Genomic DNA, 22,361 nt, shown 5'->3' with positions numbered 1-22,361 from the left:
CACCGCCCAGCACCCGGAAGTGCCGACAGGTGCTCCCAAGCCGGGCGGGGCCCGTCGTCCCGTCCGGCCCGAGCGGGACGGTCACGTCCCGTCCGCAGCCGGGCAGTTCCCGGGACGGGACACCGGTGCTGACGCCGGCGCCGGACCTGGTGCCGGTGCCGGTGCGAAGAGGTCACCGAAACGGTTGGTGAGCTGGGAGGCGAGCCCGTCCCGGATCGACGACAGCCGTGCGATGCGCTGGTCGAGCTCCCCGAGGCGGTGCTGAGCGACCTCCGCGACATCGCAGCGGTCCGGTTCACCGGCCCCGGACGGGTCCCGGAGGGGCGCGCTGTCCAGGACGTGGGCGAAGCTCCGGACGTCCGAGACGGTCAGACCCGCCTGAAGCAGTTCGCTGACGGTCCGCAGCCGCCTGATGTCCGCCGAGGTGTAGGTCCGGTGACCGGAGGGCGTGCGCCCGGGGGACAGCAGGCCCTGCTCCTCGTAGTAGCGCACCGCACGCGTGGTGAGCCCCGTGGCCGCCGCCACATCGCCTATGCGCATCCCGTCTTCCCCCCCCGTGTGGCCGTCGTCAGAGCTCTATCAGTACCGCACCGATATGGCGTCCGGCGAGCAGGTCGCACAGGGCCTGCGGAGCGCGGTCGATGCCGTGCACCAGCGTATGAGGCACGGTGAGGGTCCCCGCCCGCAGCCCTCGGCCGAACTCCTCGGTCCACTGCCCCAGCGCGTCCAGATGCGCGTGGCCCGCGATACCGCGCAGGGTGATCCCCTGGTTCAGGACATGAGCGGTGTCGATGACGACCGGCGCCGTGGCGCTGCCCGCCGTCTGACTGGCGAGACTGCCCACCAGCGCGATCCGCGCCCCCTGACGGGCCTGCGCGAGCGCGGCACGCAACTGGTCCCCGCCCACCAGGTCGATGACCGCGTCCAGCCCGTCCGGGGCCAGCGCACGCAACTGGTCGTCGATGGGTCCCGCCGAACGGATCACGGCCGCGTCGTAGCCGAGCCGGTCGGTCAGCCGGTCGGCCTTCTGCCGGGAGCTCGTGCTGCCGATGACCCTGGCGGCGCCGTGCAGCCGGGCGAACTGACCGGCCATCGTGCCGACACCACCCGCGGCGCCGGTGACGAGGACGGTGTCCCCGGCCCGGATCTCCGCTCCGCGCACCACCGCGAGCCATGCCACGAAGCCTTGCGAGAGATGGGCGACGGGATCGGGCAGCGCCTCCAGGTCCAGGCGCTGCGCCTCGTCCTCGCCGAGAACCGCGTACTCCCGCCATCCCGCGTTGTGCTCGACCAGGTCCCCGCGCTTCAGGGAGCCCTCCGGAGCGGAGATCACTTCGCCCACCGCGGGACCCGACAGGACGGCGCCCGGCGCGTACCCGGGCATCGGCAGTTCCCCGTTCCCCGCCATCAGGGTGCGCATCACCGCGGTGACGCCCATGAGGCGGTTGCGCACCAGTATCCGCCGCGGTCCCGCGACCGGTACGGGTGCTTCGACCAGCCTGAAGTGGTCCGTGGTGAGGGGCCCTTCGGGGCGGGCCGCCAGATGGACCTCACGGTGGGTGGCGGGAACCGGAGCGGCGTTCATGTCGGTCTCTCCTCGGCGCGGGGAAAGCAGGCCGCACCGGCCCGCTGTCGTGCGGATGCGCGGGCACAGCCGCACGACAGCGACGCTAGGAGTTGACGTGCACGTCAAGTGCAAGTCGTGTACGCGACGGCCCGAGGGTCAGAAGGTCATCCGCCAGCCGCTGATGTGGCCCACACCTCCCGGGGTGGTGTCCTGCACCCGCAACCTCCAGGTGCCGTTGGGCGCCTCCGGGGAGAGGTCCACGGTGTAGGTGGCCGCGACCGGTGCTCCGTCGTAGATGTCCTTGAGCTTGTAGACGGTGCCGTCCGGTGCCACGAGGTCCACGTACAGCATGCCGCCGTGGACGATGTCCACCTCGATACGGGCGAGCGCGGGGTCGGTGACCCCACTGACGCCGATGGACGAGAAGGCCGGTGCGCCGGAGGTCCCGCCACCCGGGGCGTCGGGGATAGGGACATCGGTGAGGTTCTCGAAGGCGGGGCCCGGCGGGCGGGGCGCGGGATTGCCCGAGCGGGTACCGACGTTGACCGCTCCCCAGGCGTCCATGACGCGGGTGTAGGTGGGCGACGAGACGCCGTAGAGGTCGGCGGCCGCGGCCAGGGTGGCGGTGCGGGCGCCGGCGTAGTCGGTGTTGGACGTCATGTAGACGGTGAGGGCGCGGTACCAGATCCGTTCGGCGGCGGCCCGGCCGATCGCCGTGACCGGGAGTCCGTCGGCGGTGGGACTGTCGTAGGCGACACCGTTGATCGTCTTGGCGCCACTGCCTTCGGCGGCGAGATAGAACCAGTGGTTGGCCGGACCGGGGGTGGGGGCCGCCCGGACGTGACCCGGGGTGACGTTGCCGTACGCCGCGCCGAGACCGGGATACCAGTAGTTGGGTGACGCGCCGTCCCTGGCGGGCCGGTCCATGTAGCGCAGCGGGGTTCCGTTGCCATGGGCGTTGACCCTCTCACCCACGAGATAGTCGCCCACATCGGTGGTGTTCGCGGTGTGGAACTCCACCCCGGCGGCGAAGATGTCACTGGTCGCCTCGTTCAGCCCCTCCGCCTCCCGGCTGAGGTTCAGCCGGGCGGTCTCGGCGGTGAGACCGTGTGTCATCTCGTGTGCCGCGATGTCGACGCTTGTGTAGAACGTCGTCGTGCCGTGGCCGTCGCCGTAGGACACGCACTGACAGCGGTCCTGCCACAGCGCCCCGTTGAACCCGCCGCGGTTCACCCAGGACGATCCGCCGTCACCGTCGTTGCGGAGGCCGTTGCGGCCGTGCACACCCTTGTAGTAGTCCCAGGTGACCTGGGCCCCATGGGCGGCGTCCGCGGCCTGGGTCTGGAGGGTGGTTCCCACACCGTCGCCCCAGACGTTGTCGGCATCGGTGAAGACGGCCCTGGGCCGCTCCGACAGATGGTTCATGTCGAACGTCTTGTGCGCTCCGTGGTCGGTGGCGATCAGACTGTAGGTGGAGCCGTTCTGGAGGGAGTCCAGCGGGACCTGACCGCTGTACTGGGTGTTGCCGGAGCCGCGCTTGACCGCGTCGTAGCGGTGGAGCTCGGTGCCGTCGGCGGCGTCGGTGATGACATGGAGTTCGCTGGGACCTCCGTCGGACAGGACTCCGTCGACCACCGTCTCCCAGGCGAGGACCGGACGTCCGTCGGCGGCCCAGACCACCGCGCGGGGAGCCCCGGCGGCCCTGGCGCCCTTGCTCCCGTCCTTTCCGGCCCGTGCCAGTGCGTACGTCGTGGCGGTGGCGGGTCCGCGGCCGGGGACGGTGGTGGGCAGGGCGATCCGGGTGCCGGTGGCCCGGGTCACCCCCTTGACCGTGCCCCTGGCGGTGCGGGCCGGGCCGGTGTGGACGACGAGATCACCGCCGAGGACCGGTAATCCGCCGTAGGTGCGTTCATAGCGGGTGTGCAAGGTGCCGTCGGCGTCCTTGAGCACATTGCGCGCGACCAGCTTCTCCTTGCCGCCCAGACCGATCGCGCGGGCGGTCGCCGCCCGCGCGGCGGTGGCGTCGGCCAGCAGTCCGGCGTGCTGGGCGGGGCTGAGCTTCACCGGCAGCGCACCGGCCCGCGCGACGGGAGCGGGTACGGAGGGTGCGGCGGGCGCCGCACCCGCGGCCCCGGACGGGAGGGTTGCGGCGAGCACGGCACCGGTCGCGATCAGCGCTGCGGATGCCGACGTCCGGAACGTCCGGAAGGGGGATCGTCTCACTCGGAACTCCTTCTGCGGCGGCCGTGGATGACGGCCGGAACAGGACCCGCCCGACGGGGGTACGGGGCGGGCTGAGCTGCGCGACAGAGGTGCCGCCTGGGCAGGCGGAGGCCCGTGGCGCGGATGTTCCTCCCTCGCACCCACCTGCCTGATGAGGCGTGTGGTGCGACGGCAGAAGAAGCGTGACACCGAACAGCGGCGGGGTGTCCCCTGTGGGGAGAGCTGTCCGTAAGACGTCAGTCGGCCGCGGTCTTCAAGCCGGACGGTGTACGGCACGGAGTACCGGCGCGCCGCGCGGTCACCGCTCGTACCTGCGGAGTCCTGCCGACGCGCCGACCGGGGGACAGGCCACGGTCGGCGCGAACACATGGCACCCGGAGCCGATATCGCGCTGGAACAGCGGCGTCAGCGGCGGACAGCCGGTCTTCCCATGGACGTCACCCGGGTCCTGGCGCGTGCGGGCGGCAGGTGCCGTCAGGGGTCAGCGGGCCTCCGCGAGCAGATGGACGACACCGGCCGGGTTCTTGACCCAGTGGGTTCGGGAGCCGGTGTTCACCAGGGGTTCCACCTCGTCGCACGGATGGACACCCGTCTCGGCCAGCTTGCGCGTCGCCGCGTCCAGGTCATCGGTGTGGAGCTGAAGCCACAGGTCGGGATGGCTGTAGTTGTCGACCCGGTCGAGCCACAGCGTGGTGGGGCCGAACCGTACCGAGTGCGTCCGTGCGACGGTCGGTGCCTCGGGCGCGTCGTGCTCCTCGACCTCGAAACCCAGGGTGTCGCGGTAGAAGGCCACGGTGGCGTCGTACTGCGCCTTGGGGATCTTCATGGCGATGTTGAGACCGGCGGTGAACTCAGGTGTGCCCATGGTCGCGTGACTCCTTCGTGTCGGTGGTGTCCAGCGCGTTCTCCAGCGCGCTCAGCCGGTCGTCCCAGTTGCCGGCGAGCATCGCCAGCCATCTCTGCGCCGCCCGCACCGGTGCGGGCTCCAGCTGGTAGGGATGGCGTCGGCCGACCCGTTCGCCCGAGCTGATCAGACCCGCTTCGGCGAGCTGACCGAGGTGCTTGGCCACGGCTTGGCGGCTGATCGGCAACCGCCGTGCCAGATCGGTGACGGTCGCCGGTCCCGCGCGGCCGAGCTCGTCCAGCAGGGCCCGTCGCGTCGGATCCGTCAGCGCCGCGAACACCGCGACGGCCTGTGCCTCCGCATCAGCCGGCCGCATCGAGGTAGGCCCCCAGCTCGGCGAGCTCCGAGTCCCACCCATGGCTGTTGGCCTGGTGGGCGGCCCGGGCCGCTTCGTCGGAGACCTGGGCGAACCCGCTCTCCACGAGACGCAGTCTGGTGCCCTCGGGCACCGGCGCCAGGGTGAACTCCACGAGCGTCCGTGACGCGTCGTCCTCCGGCAGGAACATGATCCCCCACCGGAAGGCGAACCGGTGCGGAGGCTCGACGACCGCGACCGTGGCGACGGACTCCTGTCCGAGGTCGTCCCAGCGGAAGTACGCCCGCCCGCCGGGCCTCAAGTCGATCTCCGCCACCGAGCCGAACCACCGGGAGAGCCCTTCGGCGGTCGTCAGCGCGGCCCAGACCCGTTCCACGGGATGCCGCAGCACCATTTCGCGCTCGATCCTGTCCCTCACCATGATCCGCTCCCTTCGCAACCTTTGCGTTGCCACACAATGGCAACGTAAAGGTTGCGACACTACCGCGCAAGTCGAGCGCCGGTACGCCCCGGCACTTCCCGCCCCCGGTGGCCCCGGTGTCGCCGTCGCGTTGTCAGTGGTGGGTGGCAGCCTGGAGCGTATGAACGGCGATGACGAGCAGCTGCTGAACGGCCGGGTGTACGGCCGCGACCATGACGACCCCCGTCAAGGGCCGCAGCCGGGACGGACCTACGTCGAACTGACCGGCGGCCCCCTCGACGGGCTGTTCCTGGATGTCACGGGCTGGACGCGGGACGAGACCAGCGCGGGCGCCGTACTGGCCACGGAGCTGGGCCGGTTCGGCCCGGGTGGCCGGGCGCTGTACGACCCCCGGCCCGGCGACCCGGGCCGCTTCGACTGGACCGCCGACAGCCCCTGAGCGAGGTCCGGCCGACGCCCTGTCCCGGCCGCGCGCCAGGCCCTGTCCCGGTCGTGGCAGCCCGGTGGACCGGTTCGTGCGGCGGTCGTCGTACAGCGGTCGTCGTCGCCCGCCTGAGCACGCAGAAGAAACGGCGCCACGGGGCACGTCCGCTCCACGCGAACCTGGTAGGTCGGGACGCGGGGGAGCCGAGATTCGGAAGCTGCGATGAGTTTCCGGCCCGGGGGAGTCCTACCACCGTTGTTGTCCACCACAGGAGGAACGCATGGCTCAGCTGCTGAGGGTCCAGAACTTCAATGTCTCGCTCGACGGGATCGGTGCCGGTGAGGACCAGACCCTGGAGAGGCCGTTCGGGCATGTCGACCCCGAGAGGATGTTCGCCTGGGCCGGTGCCACGGCGAGCTGGCCCATGCGTACCGAACCCGGGGGGAGCCGGGGCCTGGACGACTATTTCACCCGGGACTACGGCCGCGGCATCGGCGCCGAGATCATGGGCCGCAACAAGTTCGGCCCCCAGCGCGGACCCTGGGAGAATCACGAGTGGCAGGGCTGGTGGGGTGACGAGCCCCCGTTCCGTACCCCGGTGTTCGTCATGACCCACCACAAGCGTCCTTCTTTCACCCTGTCCGACACCACGTTCCACTTCACCGACGGCGACCCGGCCACGGTCCTGGAGCAGGCCCGGCAGGCGGCGGAGGGCAAGGACGTGCGACTCGGCGGCGGTGCCACCACCATCCGGCAGTTCCTCGACGCCGACCTGGTCGACACCCTGCATGTGGTGGTCTCACCGGTGAAGCTCGGGTCCGGGGTACGGCTCTGGGAGTCCCCCGACGAACTGCTCGACCGGTTCCACCTGGAGGCCGTTCCCAGCCCGAGCGGGGTGACCCACCACCTGTTCTGGAGGAAGTGACCGCCCCGCGGGACCGGCTCCGGCCTCCCTGGGCCGCCATGAGACGAACCGTCGAGTCGTGTGCCCCGGGCGGACGTGCGGACATGTGCGGGGCCGGGGCCGTACCGCCGGTCACCGCGGCGGAGAGACCCGGAGCGGGGGCGAGCCGCCGCCCCCCGGGGGAGTGCGGGTGTCGGCGGCCGGCGGACCGGCTGCCCGAGTCGGACACCGCCGACGCCCGCAGCCACGAGGGGAACCGGCCACGCGGGGGCACCGGCTACGCGTCGCGTACGCGCAGCAGCAGGCCGCCGGTCACCAGGGCGGCGGCGGCCCACCCGGCGGTGACGCCCAGACCGGCCCAGGGGCTCAGGGGCAGGCTGCCGAGATCGGTGGTGGCCTGGATGGCGAGCCCGGCGCTCGTCGGGCTGATCTGCTGGAGCAGCCGCTGCCAGTACGGGTCGCCGATCGTCTGCGAGACGATCGGGACGATGTACAGCAGGCCGAGAACGACGCCGACGCTGGTGGCGGAGTCCCGCACCGCGGTCGCGACACCGAGGCTCAGAAGGCCGATCAGGACGAGGTAGAGGACCGTCCCGAGGACCGCGCGCAGCGTCGGCCCGTCGGACAGGGACAGTGCCCGGTCCCCGACGTCCGGCAGGAGAAGGCGCCCGGCGAGCACCGACCCGAGGACGGCGGCCGTCCCGCCGACGGACACGACACCGGAGAGGACCACGGCCTTGGCCGCGAGGACGGTCGCTCGCCTCGGCACCGCCGTCAGGGTGGTGCCGATCATGCCCGATCCGTACTCGCCGCTGATGACCAGCACGGCCAGGACGGCGACCAGCGCCTGGCCGAGGTGAACCCCCATGAGACCGACCCTGACCGTGTCGCCGCCGCAACCGTCGGCCGTGCAGTCGACCACGGAGATCGCCCCTGCGCCCAGGGCCGTCGTCGCCACGACGGTACCGATCAGCAGCCACAGCGGGCCGGGGACGGTCCGCGTCTTCGTCCATTCCGCGTGCAGGGCCGGCCTCACGCGTCCCTCCGGCGGAGCAGGACGGCGGCCACGACCAGGCCCGCCACCGCGTAGCCGGCCGGCACGGCCAACCCGGCCCAGGGCGCGAGCGGATAGTAGCCGTGATACGGCGTGTAATGACTCGCGACGTGCTCGTACCGCACCAGTGTCTGCTGGACGGCGAAGCCCGCCGCCGGAGTCACCCTGGCCAGCTGGTCCGCCACCCCCGCGGGCATGAACGGGACGGCGGTCAGGAGGTAGGGCACCACGATGACGACGACGGCGGTGGTGACCGCGGCGGCGCTGTGCCGCAGGACTGCGCCGAGGGCGAGCGCGAGGACCGAGGCGGCCGCGAGCAGCGCCGCGGTCCCGAACGCCACACGTATGCCGGTCGAGGACGCCACCGGGAAGAGGTACACGCCGTTGGCCCGGGCCAGCCGCTCCCCGAGCGGAACCGCGAGGAGCGCTCCCGCCAGTCCGGCGACGAAGGTGACACCTCCCAGCACGACCGCCTTGGCCACCAGCACCCGGGAACGCCTCGGGTCGGCCGCCAGGGTGAGGTGGATCATGTGGGTCCGGTACTCCGAGGTGATGAACAGCGCCCCCACGACGATCACCGCGATCAGCGCGGCGAACGTGCCCGTGAGGATGTCCCGGAGCGTGCCGCCGGTCGGCAGGGAATCGCGGACGGCGGGCGCGATGTCGCCCGCGCCGGTCACCGTGATCCGGCCGCCGGACCGGGTGAACGACCCCGACCCGTCGTCCGGGTATCCGGCGAAGGTGGGTGATCCGGCTCCCAGTTGCTCACCGCTCCACCCACCACCGGTGGTCCGCTCCCCCCGGAGCCGGAGGTCCGTGAACACGGCCGTCGACACACTGCCCGTCGTGCCCAGTCCCTCGACGGCGGGCGGGGAGGCGACGAAGAGCCCCACCCGCACGGTCGATCCGAGCCCGCTCACCCGCGCGGTACCCACCTCGGTCCAGTGCCTGCCGTCGCTGGAGGCGTAGCCGGTGACCTCGGTGCCCGAGCGGTCCAGCCGCAGCCATCGGGGGGACCCGGCGGAGACCGGCCCGGGGGGCCCGGCCGTGTCGTTGACGTAGTCGTCCTGCATCCGCACGCCGTGCTTGCCGGTGACCATCACCGCCGCGTAGGACGACCCCTGACGGGTGCTCTCCTTGACGATCAGCCCGGCCTTCGCCCACGGCACCACGCCGGGCCGCAGATCCCCGGGCCCCTTGGGCACATTGCTCCTGAGCGCGGAGACGGCGACGGTGACACTGCCGTCCCCGGTCAGCGGCTTGTGCACGAGGAAATAGCTGTCGGTCACCGGTTCCCCGCCCGGTCCGACCGGGACGGGCGGCGCGCCCTTCTGATCGCTGCTCGCCCCGGCGAGCAGGGCGACCAGCACCATCAGCAGCGCCGCCACCCCCATACCGGTCACCCAGCTCCTGACGGTGCGGAACTTCGTCCACTCCGCGCGCAGCAACGGCAGGAATCCGCCCCGCCCGCTCCTTCGGCCGGCCGCGCGGGGACTCGTCGTCGCGGTCACCGTGCGCCCTCCGGCCGGGCGGCGGCGCGGAACTCGACCGCGTCGCGCATGAGCTCCAGATAGGCCTCTTCGAGGGTCGCCCGATGCGCCGACACCTCGGAGAACGGCACCGCGGCCCGATTCAGCAGCGTCACGACGAGGTCCGGGGCGAGACCGGAGACGGTGACCGTGCCGTGCCCGTCGGCCGCCACGGTGGCCCCCGCCCCGGCGAGCACCCGCATCGTGTCCCGCGGGGCGGAGGTGCGCACGGCGACCCGGCTCCCGGACGCCGCCCCGATGAGGTCGGCCACACCGGTGTCGGCGATGACCTTGCCGCGCCCGACCGCGACCAACTGGTCGGCGGTGCCCTGCAACTCGCCCATCAGATGGCTGGACACCAGGACGGAGCGCCCTTGGGCGGCCAGCGCGCGCAGGAAGCCGCGCATCCAGATGATGCCGTCGGGGTCCATGCCGTTGAACGGTTCGTCGAGCATGACGACCGGCGGGTCCCCGAGCAGGGCCGCGGCGATCCCGAGCCGCTGGCGCATGCCGAGCGAGTAGCCCCCGGCCGCGCGCCGGGCCACCGAGGTCAGGCCGACCTGTTCGATCGTCCCGTCCACCCGCCGCGCGGCCAGTCCCTGCGAATGCGCCAGCCAGAGCAGGTGGTCACGGGCACTCCGCCCGGGGTGCGGCGCCGCCGCGTCGAGCAGCGAACCGATGTGGCGGAACGGAAAGCGAAGGTCGCGGTACGGCTTCCCCGCGACGAGCGCGGTGCCCTCGGCGACCGCGTCGAGACCCAGGATCACCCGCATCGTGGTGGACTTCCCGGCGCCGTTCGGCCCCACGAAGCCGGTCACCACACCCGGACGGACCGCGAAGGACATACCGTCGAGGGCCAGGGTGGCCCCGTAGCGCTTGCGCAGCCCGGCGACGACGATCCCTGGGGCGCTCATCGCGGCGACCTCGGAAGAGGAAATGGATTCATGCCGACGGTTGTACGCGGCACGAGGTTCCGGGCCGGTCGCGGCCGCCGCGACCGGGCTGAGACCTGGGGTCTGGCATCGTTGACGGCATGACACCCCGACCCGGCCGCCCCGTCCGCGCGACGACCGGCGGTGAACGGCGGTGAGGGTCCTCGTCGTCGAGGACTTCGAGGTCCTCGCCCGCTCGATCGGAACCGGACTGCGGCGCGAGGGCATGGCGGTCGATGTCGTCCTGGACGGGACCGCAGCCCTCGACCGACTGGCCGTCACCCGCTACGAGGTGGTCGTCCTCGACCGCGACCTGCCCGGCGTCCACGGGGACGAGATATGCCGACGGCTCGCCGCCGGCCGCTCCGACCCCCGGGTGCTGATGCTGACCGCGGCCGACACGATCGAGGACCGCGTCGACGGGCTCGGTCTCGGCGCGGACGACTACCTGCCCAAGCCCTTCGCCTTCGCCGAACTGGTCGCCCGCGTACGGGCCCTGGCCCGCCGGGCCAACCCGCCGCTTCCGCCCACCCTCTCCTGCGGGGACATCACCCTGGACCCGGCCCGCAGGGCGGCGTTCCGCGCCGGCCGGCGTCTGGAGCTCAGCCCGAAGGAGTTCGCGCTCCTGGAATGCCTGCTGGGCTCACCCGGCCTGGTCCTGCCCACCGAGGAACTGCTGGAACGGGTCTGGGACGAAGCGGCCGACCCCTTCACCTCCGCGGTCAAGCACACGATGCACCGGTTGCGGGCCAAACTCGGCGACCCGCCGGTGATCCGGACCATCCGCGAAGGCGGCTACCGGATCGGACCGGCATGACCGGCCCCCGGCCCCTGCCCGGACGGTCCTTGCGGACCCGGCTCGCCCTCTTCTACGCCGCGGGCGTCTTCCTCGCCGGGGTCGTGGTCCTCGCCGTCGTCACCCTGCCCCTGGTCGGCATCCAGTCGACCGTTCCCGCCCACCGTCCAGGGCCCAGCACGATCACCGGAACCGGGCACGGCATCGGACCGCACCAGCTCCTCACCGGCTCCGCCGTCGCCCTCGCCGTCCTCGTCCCCGTCGCCCTCGTCACCGGCTGGTTCGTCGCCGGCCGCTTCCTCGCCCCGCTGCGGGCCATCACCGCCACCGCCCGGGCCATCTCCGCCGGAAACCTCCACCAGCGACTCGGCCTCGGTGAACCCGCCGACGAACTGACCGAACTGGGCGGCATCCTCGACGACCTCTTCGCCCGCCTCCAAGCCTCCTTCGACGCCCACCGGCACTTCGTCGCCAACGCCTCCCACGAACTGCGCACCCCGCTCGCCGGTCTGCGTACCCTCCTCGAAGTGGCCCTCGCCGACCCGGACGCCGACGCCGGGACCCTGCGCTCGGCCTGCGAGGACGCACTCGCCCTCGGCGGCCACCAGGAGCGGCTCGTCCAAGCGCTGCTCGCCCTGGCGACCAGCGAGCGCGGAGTCACCCGCCGCGACACCCTCGACCTCGCCCACATCGCCCGACGGGTGCTCACCTCCCGCCTCGACCGGGCGACGGAGAAGGGCATCGATCTCGCCGAAGACCTGACGCCCGCGGTGACGACCGGGGACCCGCGACTGGTCGAGAGCCTCGTCGCCAACCTCGTCGAGAACGCGATCCGCCACAACCACCCGGACGGGCATGTGCGGATCACCACCCGGACCTCCGGCACCGGGGCGGCCCTGACGATCACCAACAGCGGGCCCGTCGTCCCCGGCGACCAGCTGGAGCGTCTTTTCCAGCCCTTCCAGAGGCTGGTGCCCGACCGCGACAGCCGCCACGACGGCTACGGCCTCGGCCTCGCCATCGTCAACGCCGTCACCCGGGCCCACCACGCCACCCTCACCACCAGCGCACCCCCCGAAGGCGGCCTCGCCATCACCGTACGGTTCGCACACCCGCCCCACCCGCACTCCCCGCACCAGCGGGAGGAACACGCGGAGCTCACGCCCTGAACGCATCTTCAGGCCGGGGCGGGGCGGCGGCCTGGACGCACACCTGCGGCAGCCGGGAGGAGCCGGGGCGCGGGGATGCCGCATTGTTTTTGAACCCGGGTGGCCGTGAAGCGGTGAGTTCCGGCCGGGACATCGGTCCTCACTACGGCACTGTGGCCGAGTGAAGGAGCGAACATGACGAATGCAGTCTGGACGATGGTGCACACGGAGCGCGCGGCGCTGATCCAGGACCTCGCGGGCCTCGATGACGCACAGTGGGAGGTGCCGTCCTTGTGCGCGGGGTGGACCGTGCACGATGTCGTCGCCCATCTGATCGACACGGCCAGGACCACGCGTCTGGGTTTCGTGGCCGGGATGGTCCGGGCGCGCTTCGACTTCGACCTCCAGAACGCACGCGGTGTGGAGCGCGAGCGGGGTACGTCGGCGCGGGAGACGCTGGAGCGGCTTCGCCAGGTCGCTGCGCGGACATCGACCCCTCCGGCACCTCTCGACAGCCGGCTTGTCGAGGAGGTCGTCCACGGCGAGGACATCCGCCGGCCGCTGGGGCTGGTGCGCTCGTATCCGCGGGACGCCGTGGAGAGATCGCTCCGTCTGCAACTGCGCACCCCGGCGTCGTTCGGCGGAGCCAAGGAACTCCTGGACCGCGTCCACCTGACGGCGACCGACACGGACCTCTCGCTGGGGAACGGCCCGGAGGTCACCGGAACCGCGCTCTCCCTGCTGCTGGCCGTCTCCGGCCGAAAGGCCGCCCTGGCCGACCTCGACGGACCGGGGGTCCCCGAACTGGCGGCGGCCTGATGAAACCCGCACCGATGGCGCCTCCGCCCGCCCCTGTGACTGTCAGCCCGCCCGCAAGGGCCGTCGCGGTGCCTGCGCCCCACAGGCATGATCCGCGCCGTTCCGTCGTCAGCCCGAGGCCCGGTCCGCCGCTTCTCGGGTGATGTCGGCGTAGCGGTGGAAGAGGGCCGGGCGGGTCTCACCCTGGTCGCGTGCGTACAGGGCCGCCCAGCACCGGGCGACGAGTTCCCTGGCCTGGGTGCCGGGCCAGGGCCGGGGCAGGAGTTCGGGCGGCAGCAGCGGGTCGGGCTCCATCGCGCGGGTGAGTTCGGCGGCCAGCTCCACAGCGATGGTGAGCAGTGCGGACGGGGAGAGTTCGGCGGGGCCGGTGAGCCGGGCGAGGCGCGGCCGGGCGATCCGGCTGAGAAGGTGGTAACGGTCGGCGATCTCCTGGAGGGGCCACAGCCGACCGGCGAGTTCGGCGGGCCTCCGGGCGTCGCCCCTGCGCAGGTCCGTCGTGGTGAGCAGGGTGAGTGCGCCGTGGGCGCCGAGGCGGTGAGCGGCTTCCTCGACGTACGGTTCCCAGGCGTTGGCGCAGACGTACAACCCGCCCTGGAGCGGGGCGCCACCGAGATGGACGAGCGTCTCGCGTAGGGAGTCCCGGGCGGTGCGCGCCGATTCGGGCACCGCGAAGGCGGCCAGGTGCCAGACACCGTCCCAGGGCGCGAGCCCGGCGTCCTGCTGGAACGCGTGCCGCAGGAAGTCCGCGTTGGGGGCGAGATCACGCCTGGTGTCCGTGCTCGCGTGCAGCTCCGCCTTGCGGCCTCGGCCGTGGTGGGTGAAGCGGCCTTCGGCCACGAGGCGTTTCACGCACAGCCGTACTTGCTGGTCGCTCATGCCCAGGGTGTTGGCGACGGTGTACAGCTCGTCCGCGCCGACGGTGCCGTCCTCGCGGATCAGCGCGTGGACGAGCATACGGGTGGGCACCTCGACGCGGTCGGTCTCGTCGCTCACAGTTCTCCCACCTCTGGTGTTCCGACCGGGCGGCGCATGGTGGTCACCGCGCCGAATCCGAGCAGCCTACGCAGGTAGGGCGTGCGTGCGGTCCGCAGGGCCGTGAAGCCGCGCCGCTCGTACAGGGCCCTGGCGCGCGGGTTGGTGTCGATCACATCCAGTCTGATCTCCCGGCACTCCCGCTCCGCCGCGACGGCGACCACTTCCTCGATGAGCAGGCTCCCGATGCCGCGACCGCGCATGTCCTGGTCCACGGCGATGCCGTCCATGACGAGTTGACCGGGGGCCGGGCGGCGTTCGAACAGGGCGAGGACCAGGAGTCGGCGCAGTCCTCGCAGATGCCCGTAGGCGCGCAGCACCGCGCGGGCTGATCCCCCGGCGCGGGCCTGCCCGCCGTGCTGGTAGCCGGCGAGGCCGACGAGCTGCCCGTCGACGAGTGCGCAGACCGTGCGATGGGTGCTCAGGTGCCCGGCGAGCAGGGGCACCGCCTTGCTCGCCGGGTTCAGGGCGGGGCCGAGCTTGCGGCCGAAGGCGCCCCAGTACAGCTCGGCCGCCCGCCGCTCCGCTCCCGCCGGAATGCCCCGCCGCACCGTCACGGGTCCGGCCCCCGGGCCTGTCGCGTCCAGTTCCATGCCATGCCCTTCCGCCCTGTACACGTGACTCAAATCTATCAGACGCGCTACGATCGTCTTCATAGTGATAGTTTCTCGGCGCCTGCTGAAACCCCGAACAGAGGTGGTCGTCCCATGGGTGCGAAGAGCCGGCCCCGACGGCGCGGACTCCGTATCGCCGCGTGGTCGCTCGTCATGGTCCTGGTCGTGGCCACCGGTCTCGTCGGTGTGGTGCTGTGGCAGCACTCCTACGACATGGACGAGCGGCGGGTCACGATCCGCCACGGCGGCCACACCCTCCACGGCGTACTGGCCCTCCCCAAGGACGGCCGCGAGCGCCACGGCCTGGTCGTGTACGTCCATGGCGACGGCCCCACCGACGCCACCCACGACGACGGCTACAAGCCCATGTGGGAGGCGAACGCCAAGGCCGGGTACGCGACCCTGTCCTGGAACAAGCCCGGCGTCGAGGGCGCACCCGGCAACTGGCTCCACCAGTCCATGGAGGACCGGGCCGACGAGGCGACCGCCGCCATCGCCTGGGCCCGCGCCCGCCCGGACATCGACGGTGACCGGATCGGGCTCTGGGGCGCCAGCCAGGCGGGCTGGGTCCTGCCGAAGATCGCCGCGAGGACGCCGGTGACCTTCGTCATCGCCGTCTCGCCCGCGATCAACTGGCTCCGGCAAGGCCGCTACAACCTTCTCGCCGAGCTGCGCGCCGACAGCGCGTCAGCGGCCCGGATCAAGGCGGAGGTGGCCAAGAGTGACACCATCCGCCGACTGCTGGGACGCCGCGCGACCTTCGAGGAGTACGTCAGGGCTATGGGCGGCGACACGGACGGCATGACCGCCCATCGCTGGGGCTTCATCTCCAGGAACCACACCTCGGACGTCACGCGGGACCTCCGCGCCCTGCGCGGCGTACCGGTGCTGTTGACCCTCGCGGGGCATGACATCAACGTGGACATCGCCGACACGGAACGCGGCTACCGCGAGGTGCTGGAAGCGAGTGGCGCGCTGACGGTCGAGAGTTACCCGGACGCGGCGCATTCACTGCTCAAGCAGTCCGTCGAGCAGTCGGACCTCAAGATCACGCTCACCGCGCTCTTCGTCCCCCGCTCCCTCTTCGCGGACGGATTCCTCGACGGCCAGCGACAGTTCCTCGAAGAACTCGGCAGGGGCGGCCACTTCACTCCATGACGCTCCCGCGAGCTCAGGTCGCCCGGAGCGTCCGGGGTGGTGTGACGGGCCGTCGGCCGAGGCGGTACGGGTGCTCGCCCCACCGGATGGCCGCGTGCTCGCCGTCCATGCCGACCTCGCCGGTATCGGCCACGCTCTCCATCCGGTCCCGGTCCCGGTCCCGGCCCAGGCGCCGAACCGCCGGTCGGTCGCCGCACGGTGGAACGCGGCCGTCCGAGCGTGCGGCTCTTGACAGCCGACCCGTCCGGAATGAATATTCATTCCGTGCCTCGATCTTCCGCCGATCTCGCTTCCCGGCTCCTCGACTCCGCCCTCGCGCTCTTCGCCGAACGCACCTACGAGGGCACCCAGATGCCCGCCGTGGCCGCCCACGCGCAGGTCGGGGTGGGCAGCATCTACCGCTACTTCCCCAGCAAGGAGGCCCTCGGCAATGCCGCGTTCCGGCAGGCCAAGGGCGGCCTGCTCGCCGAGCTGACCGCGGCCACCGCGCAACCCGCCGCCACACCCCGGGAAGAGTTCGCGCAGATATGGCGGGCCTTCACCCGCTTCGCCGGAGCCAACCCCGCGGCCTTCGTCTTCCTGGAGCACCAGCAGCACGACACCTTCCTCGACGCCGAGAGCCGCGTCCTGGCCGCCGAGATCGACACCTTCGCCGCGGACTTCATCGCACGAGGCCAGCGCGCGGGAGCGATCCGCGACGGAGACGCCGCCTTCCTGGTCGCGCTCGCCCTCGGCGCGTTCGGCGGCCTGCTCAAGAACATCCGCCCCCTGCCCGTCACCGAGCTGCCACCCCAAGCCCTCACCGGCGCCGAAGCCGCCGTCTGGGACCTCCTCCACCGGAAGACGTGAACCATGAGCCGAACGGCCCCCGTCCTCATCACCGGCTGCTCCTCCGGCATGGGACGCCAGACCGCCCTCGCCCTGCACCGGCGGGGCCACCCCGTCTACGCGACCGCCCGCCGCCCCGACGACCTCGCGGAACTGGCCGCCGAGGGGATCACCACCCTGGCGCTGGACGTCACCGACGAGGAGTCGATGGCCACCGCGGTCACCCGGGTCGAGCACGATCACGGCGCGGTCGGCATCCTGGTCAACAACGCCGCCTACGGACTCCACCTGCCCGTCGAACTCGCCCGCCCCGAAGAGATCCGGGCCCAGTTCGAGACCAACGTCTTCGGCCTTGTCCGCCTCACCCAACTCGTCCTGCCCGCCATGCGCGCAGCCGGTACCGGACGCATCGTCAACATCTCCTCCATGGGCGGCCGGTTCTCACCCCCGGGCGGCGGCTTCTACCACTCCACCAAGCACGCGCTGGAAGCGATCAGCGACTCACTGCGCCTGGAAGTCGCACCCTTCGGCATCAAGGTCGTGATCGTCCAGCCCGGCCCCACCATCACGGACTTCGCCGACACGGCCGTCGGCACCATGCACGGCTCCACCACCGACAATCCGTACGCGACGTTCCGCTCGGAACTGGCGGACATGTACGCCAACAAGGCATTCACCCGCCGCAACGGCGCGGTATCCGTCGAAACAGCGACCAAGGCGATCGTCCGAGCCGCCGTCACCCCCCGCCCCCGCGCCCGCTACGCGATCGGAGCCATGGCCCGGACCGTGATGACCGCACGCCGACTCCTGCCGGACGCGGCCTTCGACGCCGTACTGCGCCTCAGCTTCCCGCTCCCGACCGCCGGCCGGTAGAGCGGACGACCACCTCGTCCTCGGTCGACCGTCGAGACGCTCGCAGACCGCGGTGAGTTCCGCGCGTCACCTTTCTGGGCCGCGTACTCCGACGCGAGCCGCGCGAGGGCACCGGTCGGCACCTCCAGGCAGTCACGTCCACCACGGCGCTCCACCCCTCGGCCACCGGCGGGGCGTTCAGCGCAGGGGGATGACGACCTCGTCCTCGACCGGCGGATCGAGTTCCTGGGCCAGACCGCCGGTGGCCGCGTGACAGCGCAGCCTAATCGCCTCCGGGCTGACGTCCAGACGCAGGAAGGACTTGAAGAACGGTGGACTGTAGGTCGCCGAACCGGGCGGGAACACCTGGGCGTAGAAACCGCGCGTCAGCGATCGGGATCGCGCGTACTTCCTCGGGCGGCGCCCGGTCCCCAGCAGCGTGGCCACGATCCGGGCCCGCCGCGTCACCCGCACTGTTGTCCCGGGTGCGCGGACCGGGGTGACACCCAGCCGTTCGGCGACCACCGCTCCCGCCTCCGCCTCACTCAACCCGAGCAGCCGCCTCAGCCGCAGCCGCCGCCCGTACAGTCCGCTGTAGAACGCGAGGGAGTCACCGCGCAGCGGATAGCAGCGGAAATCCCGCTCGGTCAGGCCCGCGACACGCACCGGCGGGATGGTGTGGGTGGGGTGCGTGAACGCGCCGCCCCCGCCGCAGACCACGTACTGGATGGTCCGCCCGCCCACGCGCACCGGATAGCGCTGGTAGTTGTGGATGTTGCCGCCGACCGCCATGACGTACCGGTGGTCCGGGTCGCGGACGAGGTCATCGACGGTTCCGCCACCGTCGATGGGGCACGGACGGAGCTCCCCGTCCACGTACAGCGGCGAGCCGGTGACGAGGATCTTCGGGCGGGGCCCACGGGACACCTCGCGCAGCCAGGCACCCTGCTCGGCGTCGAGAGTGCCCAGCAGCCCGGTGTCGATGCCTATGATCCGGACCGTTCCGGTGTCGATCGCCCAATAGGGCCCCGGCTGCACGACCCGCTGCCCCGGGGCGGACCGCGACCTCATCGCCTCGGTCAGCCGACGACCGTCCGTGGGGGAGGGCCGGTGCCACAACAATGAGCGCAGCCAGGCGCGGCCGAGGGGGCGCGGCTCGGGGGCCGGCGGAGAAGCGTCGCCGCAGAAGACCCGCATGAACGCGCCGAGATCCTCGTACCAGTCATGGTTCCCGGGTATCGCGTAGATCGGCGCCGGATAGTCCCGGTAGGGGCGGAAGAACTTGTCGGGGTAGTCGTCGGCGCTGCCGACCGGGTAGATCACGTCGCTGGCGACGATCGCGAAGTCCGTGCCCTCACCGGCCTTCAGAAAGCCGGGCACGACGGCGTACTGGGGGTCTCCACCCTCCCCGGTGTCACCCAGCACCATGAAGGAGAACCGCTCCGCTTCGGTGCCCCGCATCACCTTGTCCTCCGGCGCTCCCGCGGCCCGGCGCTGCGCCACCCACCTGCTCCGGGTACGGGCCGTGGGGTCCCCGAACCAGCCGGCCAACACGCCGTTGCGGGCCGCCCACAGGGTCCGGGGGGCCAGCCAGAAGACCTTCCTCTTCTGCCGGAGCGGCAACAGCTTTGCGTAGGAACCCTGTTGAGCGGCATCCCACCCGGCGCCGGTCGCGCTGTCACGTGAGGACTCAGACATCGTCGCACCGTAACAACCTCCGCGTCCCCTGCCTACGGACCGATCGGTTTCGGGAACGCAGGTCCGCATACCGAACGGGCCGCACCGAGAATCCCGCTGGGGCGGTGCGAATTCATGGGAACGCCCGGGAACGGGAATCGCCCCGGCCGCCTCTTCCTCGTGGCGGCCCACGAGAGGGCCCCTGACCTGGGCCCCGACAGGTGGGCCCGGGTTCACGGGAGCCCATGAGGCTCCCCATGCACGAGAGGCATCATGCAGCGACGTACCTTCCTCACCGGCACCCTGCTCGGCACGGCCTTCGCCACCGCGCCGTTCGCGCTGACCACCACCAGCGCGTCCGCCGCCACGGTGACCGTGAGCTCCCTCGCCGACCTCCAGCGGGAGATCGACCGCGCCGCCCCCGGCGACCGGATCGTCCTGGCCGACGGCACCTACAACGTCCCCACCGGCGGCATCAGGATCTCGGGCAGGCACGGCACCGGCGCGCACATCACCATCGTCTCCCAGAGCCGGGGCGGCGCGGTGCTCCAGGGCGCCCGGAGCTTCGTCCTCAGCGACTCCACCGGCATCACCATCAGCGGCTTCGCCTTCCGGCAGACCCAGACCCTGATCATCCCGGCCGACTGCTCCGACATCCGGCTCACCCGCAACGACTTCAAGCTCGCCGACATCGCGGACGTCGACTGGGTCGTGGTGAAGGCGAACAGCGTCAAGATCGACCGCAACCACTTCCACGACCGCTCCACCCAGGGCGTGTTCCTCGTCGCCGACGGCCCCGACGCCCCCACCGACCCCGAGAAGAAGACGATGGCCAAGGGCCTCATCGTCCTGCGCAACCACTTCGCCCGCCACACCTACACCGGCACCAACGGCGGTGAGTCCATCCGGCTCGGCGTCAGCCACCGCGCACTCGACGACGCCGGGGCCGTGGTGGAGTACAACCTCTTCGAGCGGTGCGACGGTGACCCCGAGGCCATCTCCGTGAAGTCCTCCAAGAACCACATCCGCCACAACACCCTCCGCGACTGCGCCGGAGGCATCGTGCTGCGCCACGGCAACGGCACGCTCGTGCACGGCAACCACCTCGTCGGCGGAACCGAGGGCATCCGCCTCTACGGCAACGACCACAAGGTGTTCAACAACCATCTGACCGGACTGTCCGGACGCGCCTTTGTGATCGGCAGCGGCACGGCCCGCGACCACCTCCCCGGCGAGCCCCCCGCCCAGCAGCGGGGCAACGACGCCTGCGACCGCGCGCTGATCACGCACAACACCCTGGCCCGCAACGCCCGCACCCTCGTCGGCGAGAACCGTGCCCACGAGCCCCGGGACGTGGTCCTCAGCAACAACATCCTGGTCGCCGACTCGGGCACCCTGGTCGACCTGGGGCAGCACACCGGCTTCACCTGGCAGGGCAATCTGCTGTGGGGCGGGGCGGCCGACGGCACCATCCCCGCATCCGGCTTCGTCCGCACCGATCCCCGCCTTCAGCAGGGGACCGACGGGGTGTTCCGCCTCTCGTCGAGCAGCCCGGCCATCGGCGCGGCCGTACCGACGACCCCTGCCGTGACCGACGACCTCGACGGCCACCCGCGGGGCGGCAGCCGTGACATCGGCTCGGACCAGTACGCGACGGTCGCGCCGCTCCGTCGCCCGCTGACCACCGCGGACGTGGGCCCCAACGCCGCGTGAGTCCCGCGTGAACGCTGCTCCGGTACGGGCCACCGCCCGACGACCGGTACCGGAGCGGCGCCCGGAGCCCGGCCCCGATCAGGCCCGACCCCGTGGCTCGCCCCGGAGTTCCCGGCGGCGATAGCGGTGACCCCGCCGACGCCGCGAGGGCATCGGCAGGGCCACCACGGGGCCTAACCGGCCTTCGGCTGGTGGGCTGACGGTACGACCACGAGGCGCAGGTTCGGCTCGTCGTTGTGCCCGCTGATCGCGAAGAGGCGGGTGCCGTCCGGGGCCCAGGCAAGACCGCGGGGCCGCAGATAGCCCGCGTGGTAACCGGTGGCGGGGGCGAGGGACACCGTGCGGTAGGGGGAGCCGGCCCCGGACCGGTACAGGTAGACGTCCGGCGCGGGCTCGATGCTGTTCACCCCGGCCGCGACGTCGCCTCGCGCGGACACCGCGACGGAGTTCGGGTACGAGGTGCTCGGATAGGTGCGCCCCTCGGCCAGGTCCGGCAGTCGGAACGAGAGATGGCGGTAGGGCGCCCCGGACGCGGTCAGCAGCGTCTTGCCGTCCGGGGTGATGGCCAGGTCGCCGAAGCTGGAACTGCCGCCGGGCTGGCGCACCGTCTTGCGCAGCATGGGACTTGTCCCGGAGACATCGTACACCGAGAGATGGCCTGGCGTGGAGTTCTGTTCCCCGGCGACGAGAGTTCCCGGCGCGGCGGGGGAGGTGGCCAGCAGCGGCGCACCGCTGAAGTCGCCCTCGGGTATGAGTCCCAGACGCACCTTCGGGGTGGCGGTGCCGAGTGAGAGCGAGCCGATGCTCGCCTCCCACTGCTCTCCGTAGCCGAAGAACAGTGTCCGGCCGCTCAGCGCCGCGTGGAACGGCGCGCTGCCGGCGCCGGTGGCGTGGCGTGCTCGCTGCCGGGCGGTACCGGTGTCGATGACACTGATGGCGTCACCGAGGGCGAGCGGCGCGTAGAGCGTGCGGGAGTCGGCGGACAGCTCCAGGTCGCACACCCCCGGCAGGTTCTTGATCGTGCTGATCAGGCGGCCCTGGTAGTCGGCCACCAGGACACTGCCCGTCATGTAGTCGGAGATGAACACTCTCTTGTGCCGCGCGTCCACCGCCAGATCGCAGTGGTACGCGATCGGCAGTGCGGTGCCCCTGTCCGCGGGCGTGGCCTGCGTCGCGGGCGCGGCGCCGACCGACAGGCCGAGCAGGGCGGCGAGCGTCAGCAGCAGGCGGGTGCGGGGGAGTCGTCCTCGCATCGGTGTCCCTTCGGGAACGGGCAGGATCACTGGTCCGGTGCCTGCCCGTGTCACGGTCCATGGTCGCCTGGGTGTACCCCCACTTCGTCCCCGTACTCCACGCAGGTTCTCAACTCACCAGGGACCGGACGCGGATCACTTCGGGGACGAGCGGATCACGGTGCGCGAGCCGACCTGGTGCAGACCGGATGCCGGAT

General features: G+C 71.9%; 22 protein-coding genes. 9 read left to right on the top strand and 13 right to left on the bottom strand.

Annotated elements, in window-relative coordinates:
- Positions 1-81: 81 nt before the first annotated feature.
- The 6 genes from OG711_RS00520 to OG711_RS00495 form a co-directional block, all read right to left on the bottom strand.
- Positions 82-540, bottom strand: a complete 459-nt coding sequence (locus tag OG711_RS00520) for a MerR family transcriptional regulator (RefSeq protein ID WP_329558001.1) — start codon at positions 538-540, stop codon at positions 82-84.
- Between the two features lie 28 nt (positions 541-568).
- Positions 569-1,585: an MDR family NADP-dependent oxidoreductase gene (locus OG711_RS00515; protein ID WP_329558000.1), complete on the bottom strand. Its 1,017-nt coding sequence runs from the start codon at positions 1,583-1,585 to the stop codon at positions 569-571.
- A gap of 138 nt (positions 1,586-1,723) precedes the next feature.
- Positions 1,724-3,790 carry a M4 family metallopeptidase gene (locus OG711_RS00510; RefSeq protein ID WP_266504030.1) on the bottom strand — a complete coding sequence of 689 codons (2,067 nt, stop codon included), beginning with the start codon at positions 3,788-3,790 and terminating at the stop codon, positions 1,724-1,726.
- Positions 3,791-4,271: 481 nt separating this feature from the next.
- On the bottom strand, positions 4,272-4,655 hold the full coding sequence (locus tag OG711_RS00505) for a VOC family protein (RefSeq protein ID WP_329557999.1): 384 nt from the start codon (positions 4,653-4,655) through the stop codon (positions 4,272-4,274).
- A complete protein-coding gene (locus OG711_RS00500) occupies positions 4,642-5,010 on the bottom strand; it encodes an ArsR/SmtB family transcription factor (RefSeq protein WP_073792615.1) in 369 nt (122 codons plus the stop codon). The genes OG711_RS00505 and OG711_RS00500 overlap by 14 nt, the downstream gene beginning before the upstream one ends.
- Entirely contained in the window at positions 4,997-5,431 is a 435-nt protein-coding gene (locus OG711_RS00495; protein ID WP_202535576.1) for an SRPBCC domain-containing protein, read from the bottom strand. The genes OG711_RS00500 and OG711_RS00495 overlap by 14 nt, the downstream gene beginning before the upstream one ends.
- Positions 5,432-5,591: 160 nt before the next feature.
- On the opposite strand from OG711_RS00495, the gene OG711_RS00490 reads away from it, so the two are divergent.
- Together OG711_RS00490 and OG711_RS00485 are read left to right on the top strand one after the other, a co-directional pair.
- The gene (locus OG711_RS00490) at positions 5,592-5,870 is read left to right on the top strand and encodes a hypothetical protein (RefSeq protein ID WP_073792617.1); all 279 of its coding nucleotides are present in this window, start codon (positions 5,592-5,594) and stop codon (positions 5,868-5,870) included.
- Positions 5,871-6,135: 265 nt separating this feature from the next.
- Positions 6,136-6,780 (top strand): dihydrofolate reductase family protein, encoded by a 645-nt coding sequence (locus OG711_RS00485; RefSeq protein ID WP_329557998.1) that lies wholly within the window; start codon positions 6,136-6,138, stop codon positions 6,778-6,780.
- Positions 6,781-7,036: 256 nt separating this feature from the next.
- Here OG711_RS00485 and OG711_RS00480 read toward each other — a convergent pair whose 3' ends face one another.
- From OG711_RS00480 to OG711_RS00470, 3 genes are read right to left on the bottom strand one after another with little or no spacing between them, the layout of a single operon-like run.
- Complete coding sequence (locus OG711_RS00480) at positions 7,037-7,795, bottom strand: ABC transporter permease subunit (protein ID WP_329557997.1); 759 nt, start codon at positions 7,793-7,795, stop codon at positions 7,037-7,039.
- Positions 7,792-9,324, bottom strand: coding sequence for a DUF1349 domain-containing protein (locus OG711_RS00475; protein ID WP_329557996.1), 1,533 nt, complete (start codon positions 9,322-9,324; stop codon positions 7,792-7,794). The genes OG711_RS00480 and OG711_RS00475 overlap by 4 nt, the downstream gene beginning before the upstream one ends.
- Positions 9,321-10,256, bottom strand: a complete 936-nt coding sequence (locus tag OG711_RS00470; RefSeq protein WP_073792620.1) for an ATP-binding cassette domain-containing protein — start codon at positions 10,254-10,256, stop codon at positions 9,321-9,323. Before OG711_RS00470 ends, OG711_RS00475 begins: the two co-directional genes overlap by 4 nt.
- 172 nt (positions 10,257-10,428) lie before the next feature.
- Between OG711_RS00470 and OG711_RS00465 the strand changes: the two genes are divergently transcribed.
- The 3 genes from OG711_RS00465 to OG711_RS00455 all read left to right on the top strand — a co-directional run bounded on the left by OG711_RS00465 (position 10,429) and on the right by OG711_RS00455 (position 13,037).
- Complete coding sequence (locus tag OG711_RS00465) at positions 10,429-11,091, top strand: response regulator transcription factor (protein ID WP_073792621.1); 663 nt, start codon at positions 10,429-10,431, stop codon at positions 11,089-11,091.
- Positions 11,088-12,239 (top strand): sensor histidine kinase, encoded by a 1,152-nt coding sequence (locus OG711_RS00460; protein WP_073792622.1) that lies wholly within the window; start codon positions 11,088-11,090, stop codon positions 12,237-12,239. Before OG711_RS00465 ends, OG711_RS00460 begins: the two co-directional genes overlap by 4 nt.
- Positions 12,240-12,413: 174 nt before the next feature.
- Positions 12,414-13,037, top strand: coding sequence for a maleylpyruvate isomerase family mycothiol-dependent enzyme (locus OG711_RS00455; RefSeq protein ID WP_329557995.1), 624 nt, complete (start codon positions 12,414-12,416; stop codon positions 13,035-13,037).
- 108 nt (positions 13,038-13,145) lie between these two features.
- On the opposite strand, the gene OG711_RS00450 is transcribed toward OG711_RS00455, so the two are convergent.
- The gene (locus tag OG711_RS00450) at positions 13,146-13,991 is read right to left on the bottom strand and encodes a PaaX family transcriptional regulator C-terminal domain-containing protein (protein ID WP_266510065.1); all 846 of its coding nucleotides are present in this window, start codon (positions 13,989-13,991) and stop codon (positions 13,146-13,148) included.
- Between the two features lie 35 nt (positions 13,992-14,026).
- Complete coding sequence (locus OG711_RS00445) at positions 14,027-14,662, bottom strand: GNAT family N-acetyltransferase (RefSeq protein ID WP_266504009.1); 636 nt, start codon at positions 14,660-14,662, stop codon at positions 14,027-14,029.
- A gap of 114 nt (positions 14,663-14,776) precedes the next feature.
- On the opposite strand from OG711_RS00445, the gene OG711_RS00440 reads away from it, so the two are divergent.
- From OG711_RS00440 to OG711_RS00430, 3 genes are all read left to right on the top strand, one after another.
- On the top strand, positions 14,777-15,841 hold the full coding sequence (locus tag OG711_RS00440; RefSeq protein WP_266504006.1) for an alpha/beta hydrolase family protein: 1,065 nt from the start codon (positions 14,777-14,779) through the stop codon (positions 15,839-15,841).
- Between the two features lie 264 nt (positions 15,842-16,105).
- Positions 16,106-16,690 (top strand): TetR/AcrR family transcriptional regulator, encoded by a 585-nt coding sequence (locus OG711_RS00435; protein ID WP_329557994.1) that lies wholly within the window; start codon positions 16,106-16,108, stop codon positions 16,688-16,690.
- Between the two features lie 3 nt (positions 16,691-16,693).
- On the top strand, positions 16,694-17,542 hold the full coding sequence (locus tag OG711_RS00430; protein ID WP_073792627.1) for an SDR family NAD(P)-dependent oxidoreductase: 849 nt from the start codon (positions 16,694-16,696) through the stop codon (positions 17,540-17,542).
- A gap of 177 nt (positions 17,543-17,719) precedes the next feature.
- On the opposite strand, the gene OG711_RS00425 is transcribed toward OG711_RS00430, so the two are convergent.
- On the bottom strand, positions 17,720-19,219 hold the full coding sequence (locus tag OG711_RS00425; protein WP_329557993.1) for a metallophosphoesterase: 1,500 nt from the start codon (positions 19,217-19,219) through the stop codon (positions 17,720-17,722).
- 252 nt (positions 19,220-19,471) lie between these two features.
- Between OG711_RS00425 and OG711_RS00420 the strand changes: the two genes are divergently transcribed.
- Positions 19,472-20,911 (top strand): polysaccharide lyase 6 family protein, encoded by a 1,440-nt coding sequence (locus OG711_RS00420; protein ID WP_329557992.1) that lies wholly within the window; start codon positions 19,472-19,474, stop codon positions 20,909-20,911.
- Positions 20,912-21,084: 173 nt separating this feature from the next.
- Here OG711_RS00420 and OG711_RS00415 read toward each other — a convergent pair whose 3' ends face one another.
- Positions 21,085-22,164 (bottom strand): hypothetical protein, encoded by a 1,080-nt coding sequence (locus OG711_RS00415; RefSeq protein WP_329557991.1) that lies wholly within the window; start codon positions 22,162-22,164, stop codon positions 21,085-21,087.
- Positions 22,165-22,361 lie beyond the last annotated feature (197 nt).

The organism is Streptomyces uncialis (genome assembly GCF_036250755.1).
Taxonomy (GTDB): Bacteria; Actinomycetota; Actinomycetes; order Streptomycetales; family Streptomycetaceae; genus Streptomyces; species Streptomyces uncialis.
Note: the sequence above shows the minus strand (reverse complement) of the source record. Positions and strands in the feature narration are given on the sequence as shown.

Coding starts and splice junctions, on each gene's coding strand:
- OG711_RS00520 (WP_329558001.1), bottom strand. CDS start 540: ATGCGCATAGGCGATGTGGCGGCGGCCACGGGGCTCACCACGCGTGCG.
- OG711_RS00515 (WP_329558000.1), bottom strand. CDS start 1,585: ATGAACGCCGCTCCGGTTCCCGCCACCCACCGTGAGGTCCATCTGGCG.
- OG711_RS00505 (WP_329557999.1), bottom strand. CDS start 4,655: ATGGGCACACCTGAGTTCACCGCCGGTCTCAACATCGCCATGAAGATC.
- OG711_RS00500 (WP_073792615.1), bottom strand. CDS start 5,010: ATGCGGCCGGCTGATGCGGAGGCACAGGCCGTCGCGGTGTTCGCGGCG.
- OG711_RS00495 (WP_202535576.1), bottom strand. CDS start 5,431: ATGGTGAGGGACAGGATCGAGCGCGAAATGGTGCTGCGGCATCCCGTG.
- OG711_RS00490 (WP_073792617.1), top strand. CDS start 5,592: ATGAACGGCGATGACGAGCAGCTGCTGAACGGCCGGGTGTACGGCCGC.
- OG711_RS00485 (WP_329557998.1), top strand. CDS start 6,136: ATGGCTCAGCTGCTGAGGGTCCAGAACTTCAATGTCTCGCTCGACGGG.
- OG711_RS00470 (WP_073792620.1), bottom strand. CDS start 10,256: ATGAGCGCCCCAGGGATCGTCGTCGCCGGGCTGCGCAAGCGCTACGGG.
- OG711_RS00460 (WP_073792622.1), top strand. CDS start 11,088: ATGACCGGCCCCCGGCCCCTGCCCGGACGGTCCTTGCGGACCCGGCTC.
- OG711_RS00455 (WP_329557995.1), top strand. CDS start 12,414: ATGACGAATGCAGTCTGGACGATGGTGCACACGGAGCGCGCGGCGCTG.
- OG711_RS00450 (WP_266510065.1), bottom strand. CDS start 13,991: ATGCTCGTCCACGCGCTGATCCGCGAGGACGGCACCGTCGGCGCGGAC.
- OG711_RS00445 (WP_266504009.1), bottom strand. CDS start 14,662: ATGGAACTGGACGCGACAGGCCCGGGGGCCGGACCCGTGACGGTGCGG.
- OG711_RS00440 (WP_266504006.1), top strand. CDS start 14,777: ATGGGTGCGAAGAGCCGGCCCCGACGGCGCGGACTCCGTATCGCCGCG.
- OG711_RS00430 (WP_073792627.1), top strand. CDS start 16,694: ATGAGCCGAACGGCCCCCGTCCTCATCACCGGCTGCTCCTCCGGCATG.
- OG711_RS00425 (WP_329557993.1), bottom strand. CDS start 19,219: ATGTCTGAGTCCTCACGTGACAGCGCGACCGGCGCCGGGTGGGATGCC.
- OG711_RS00420 (WP_329557992.1), top strand. CDS start 19,472: ATGCAGCGACGTACCTTCCTCACCGGCACCCTGCTCGGCACGGCCTTC.
- OG711_RS00415 (WP_329557991.1), bottom strand. CDS start 22,164: ATGCGAGGACGACTCCCCCGCACCCGCCTGCTGCTGACGCTCGCCGCC.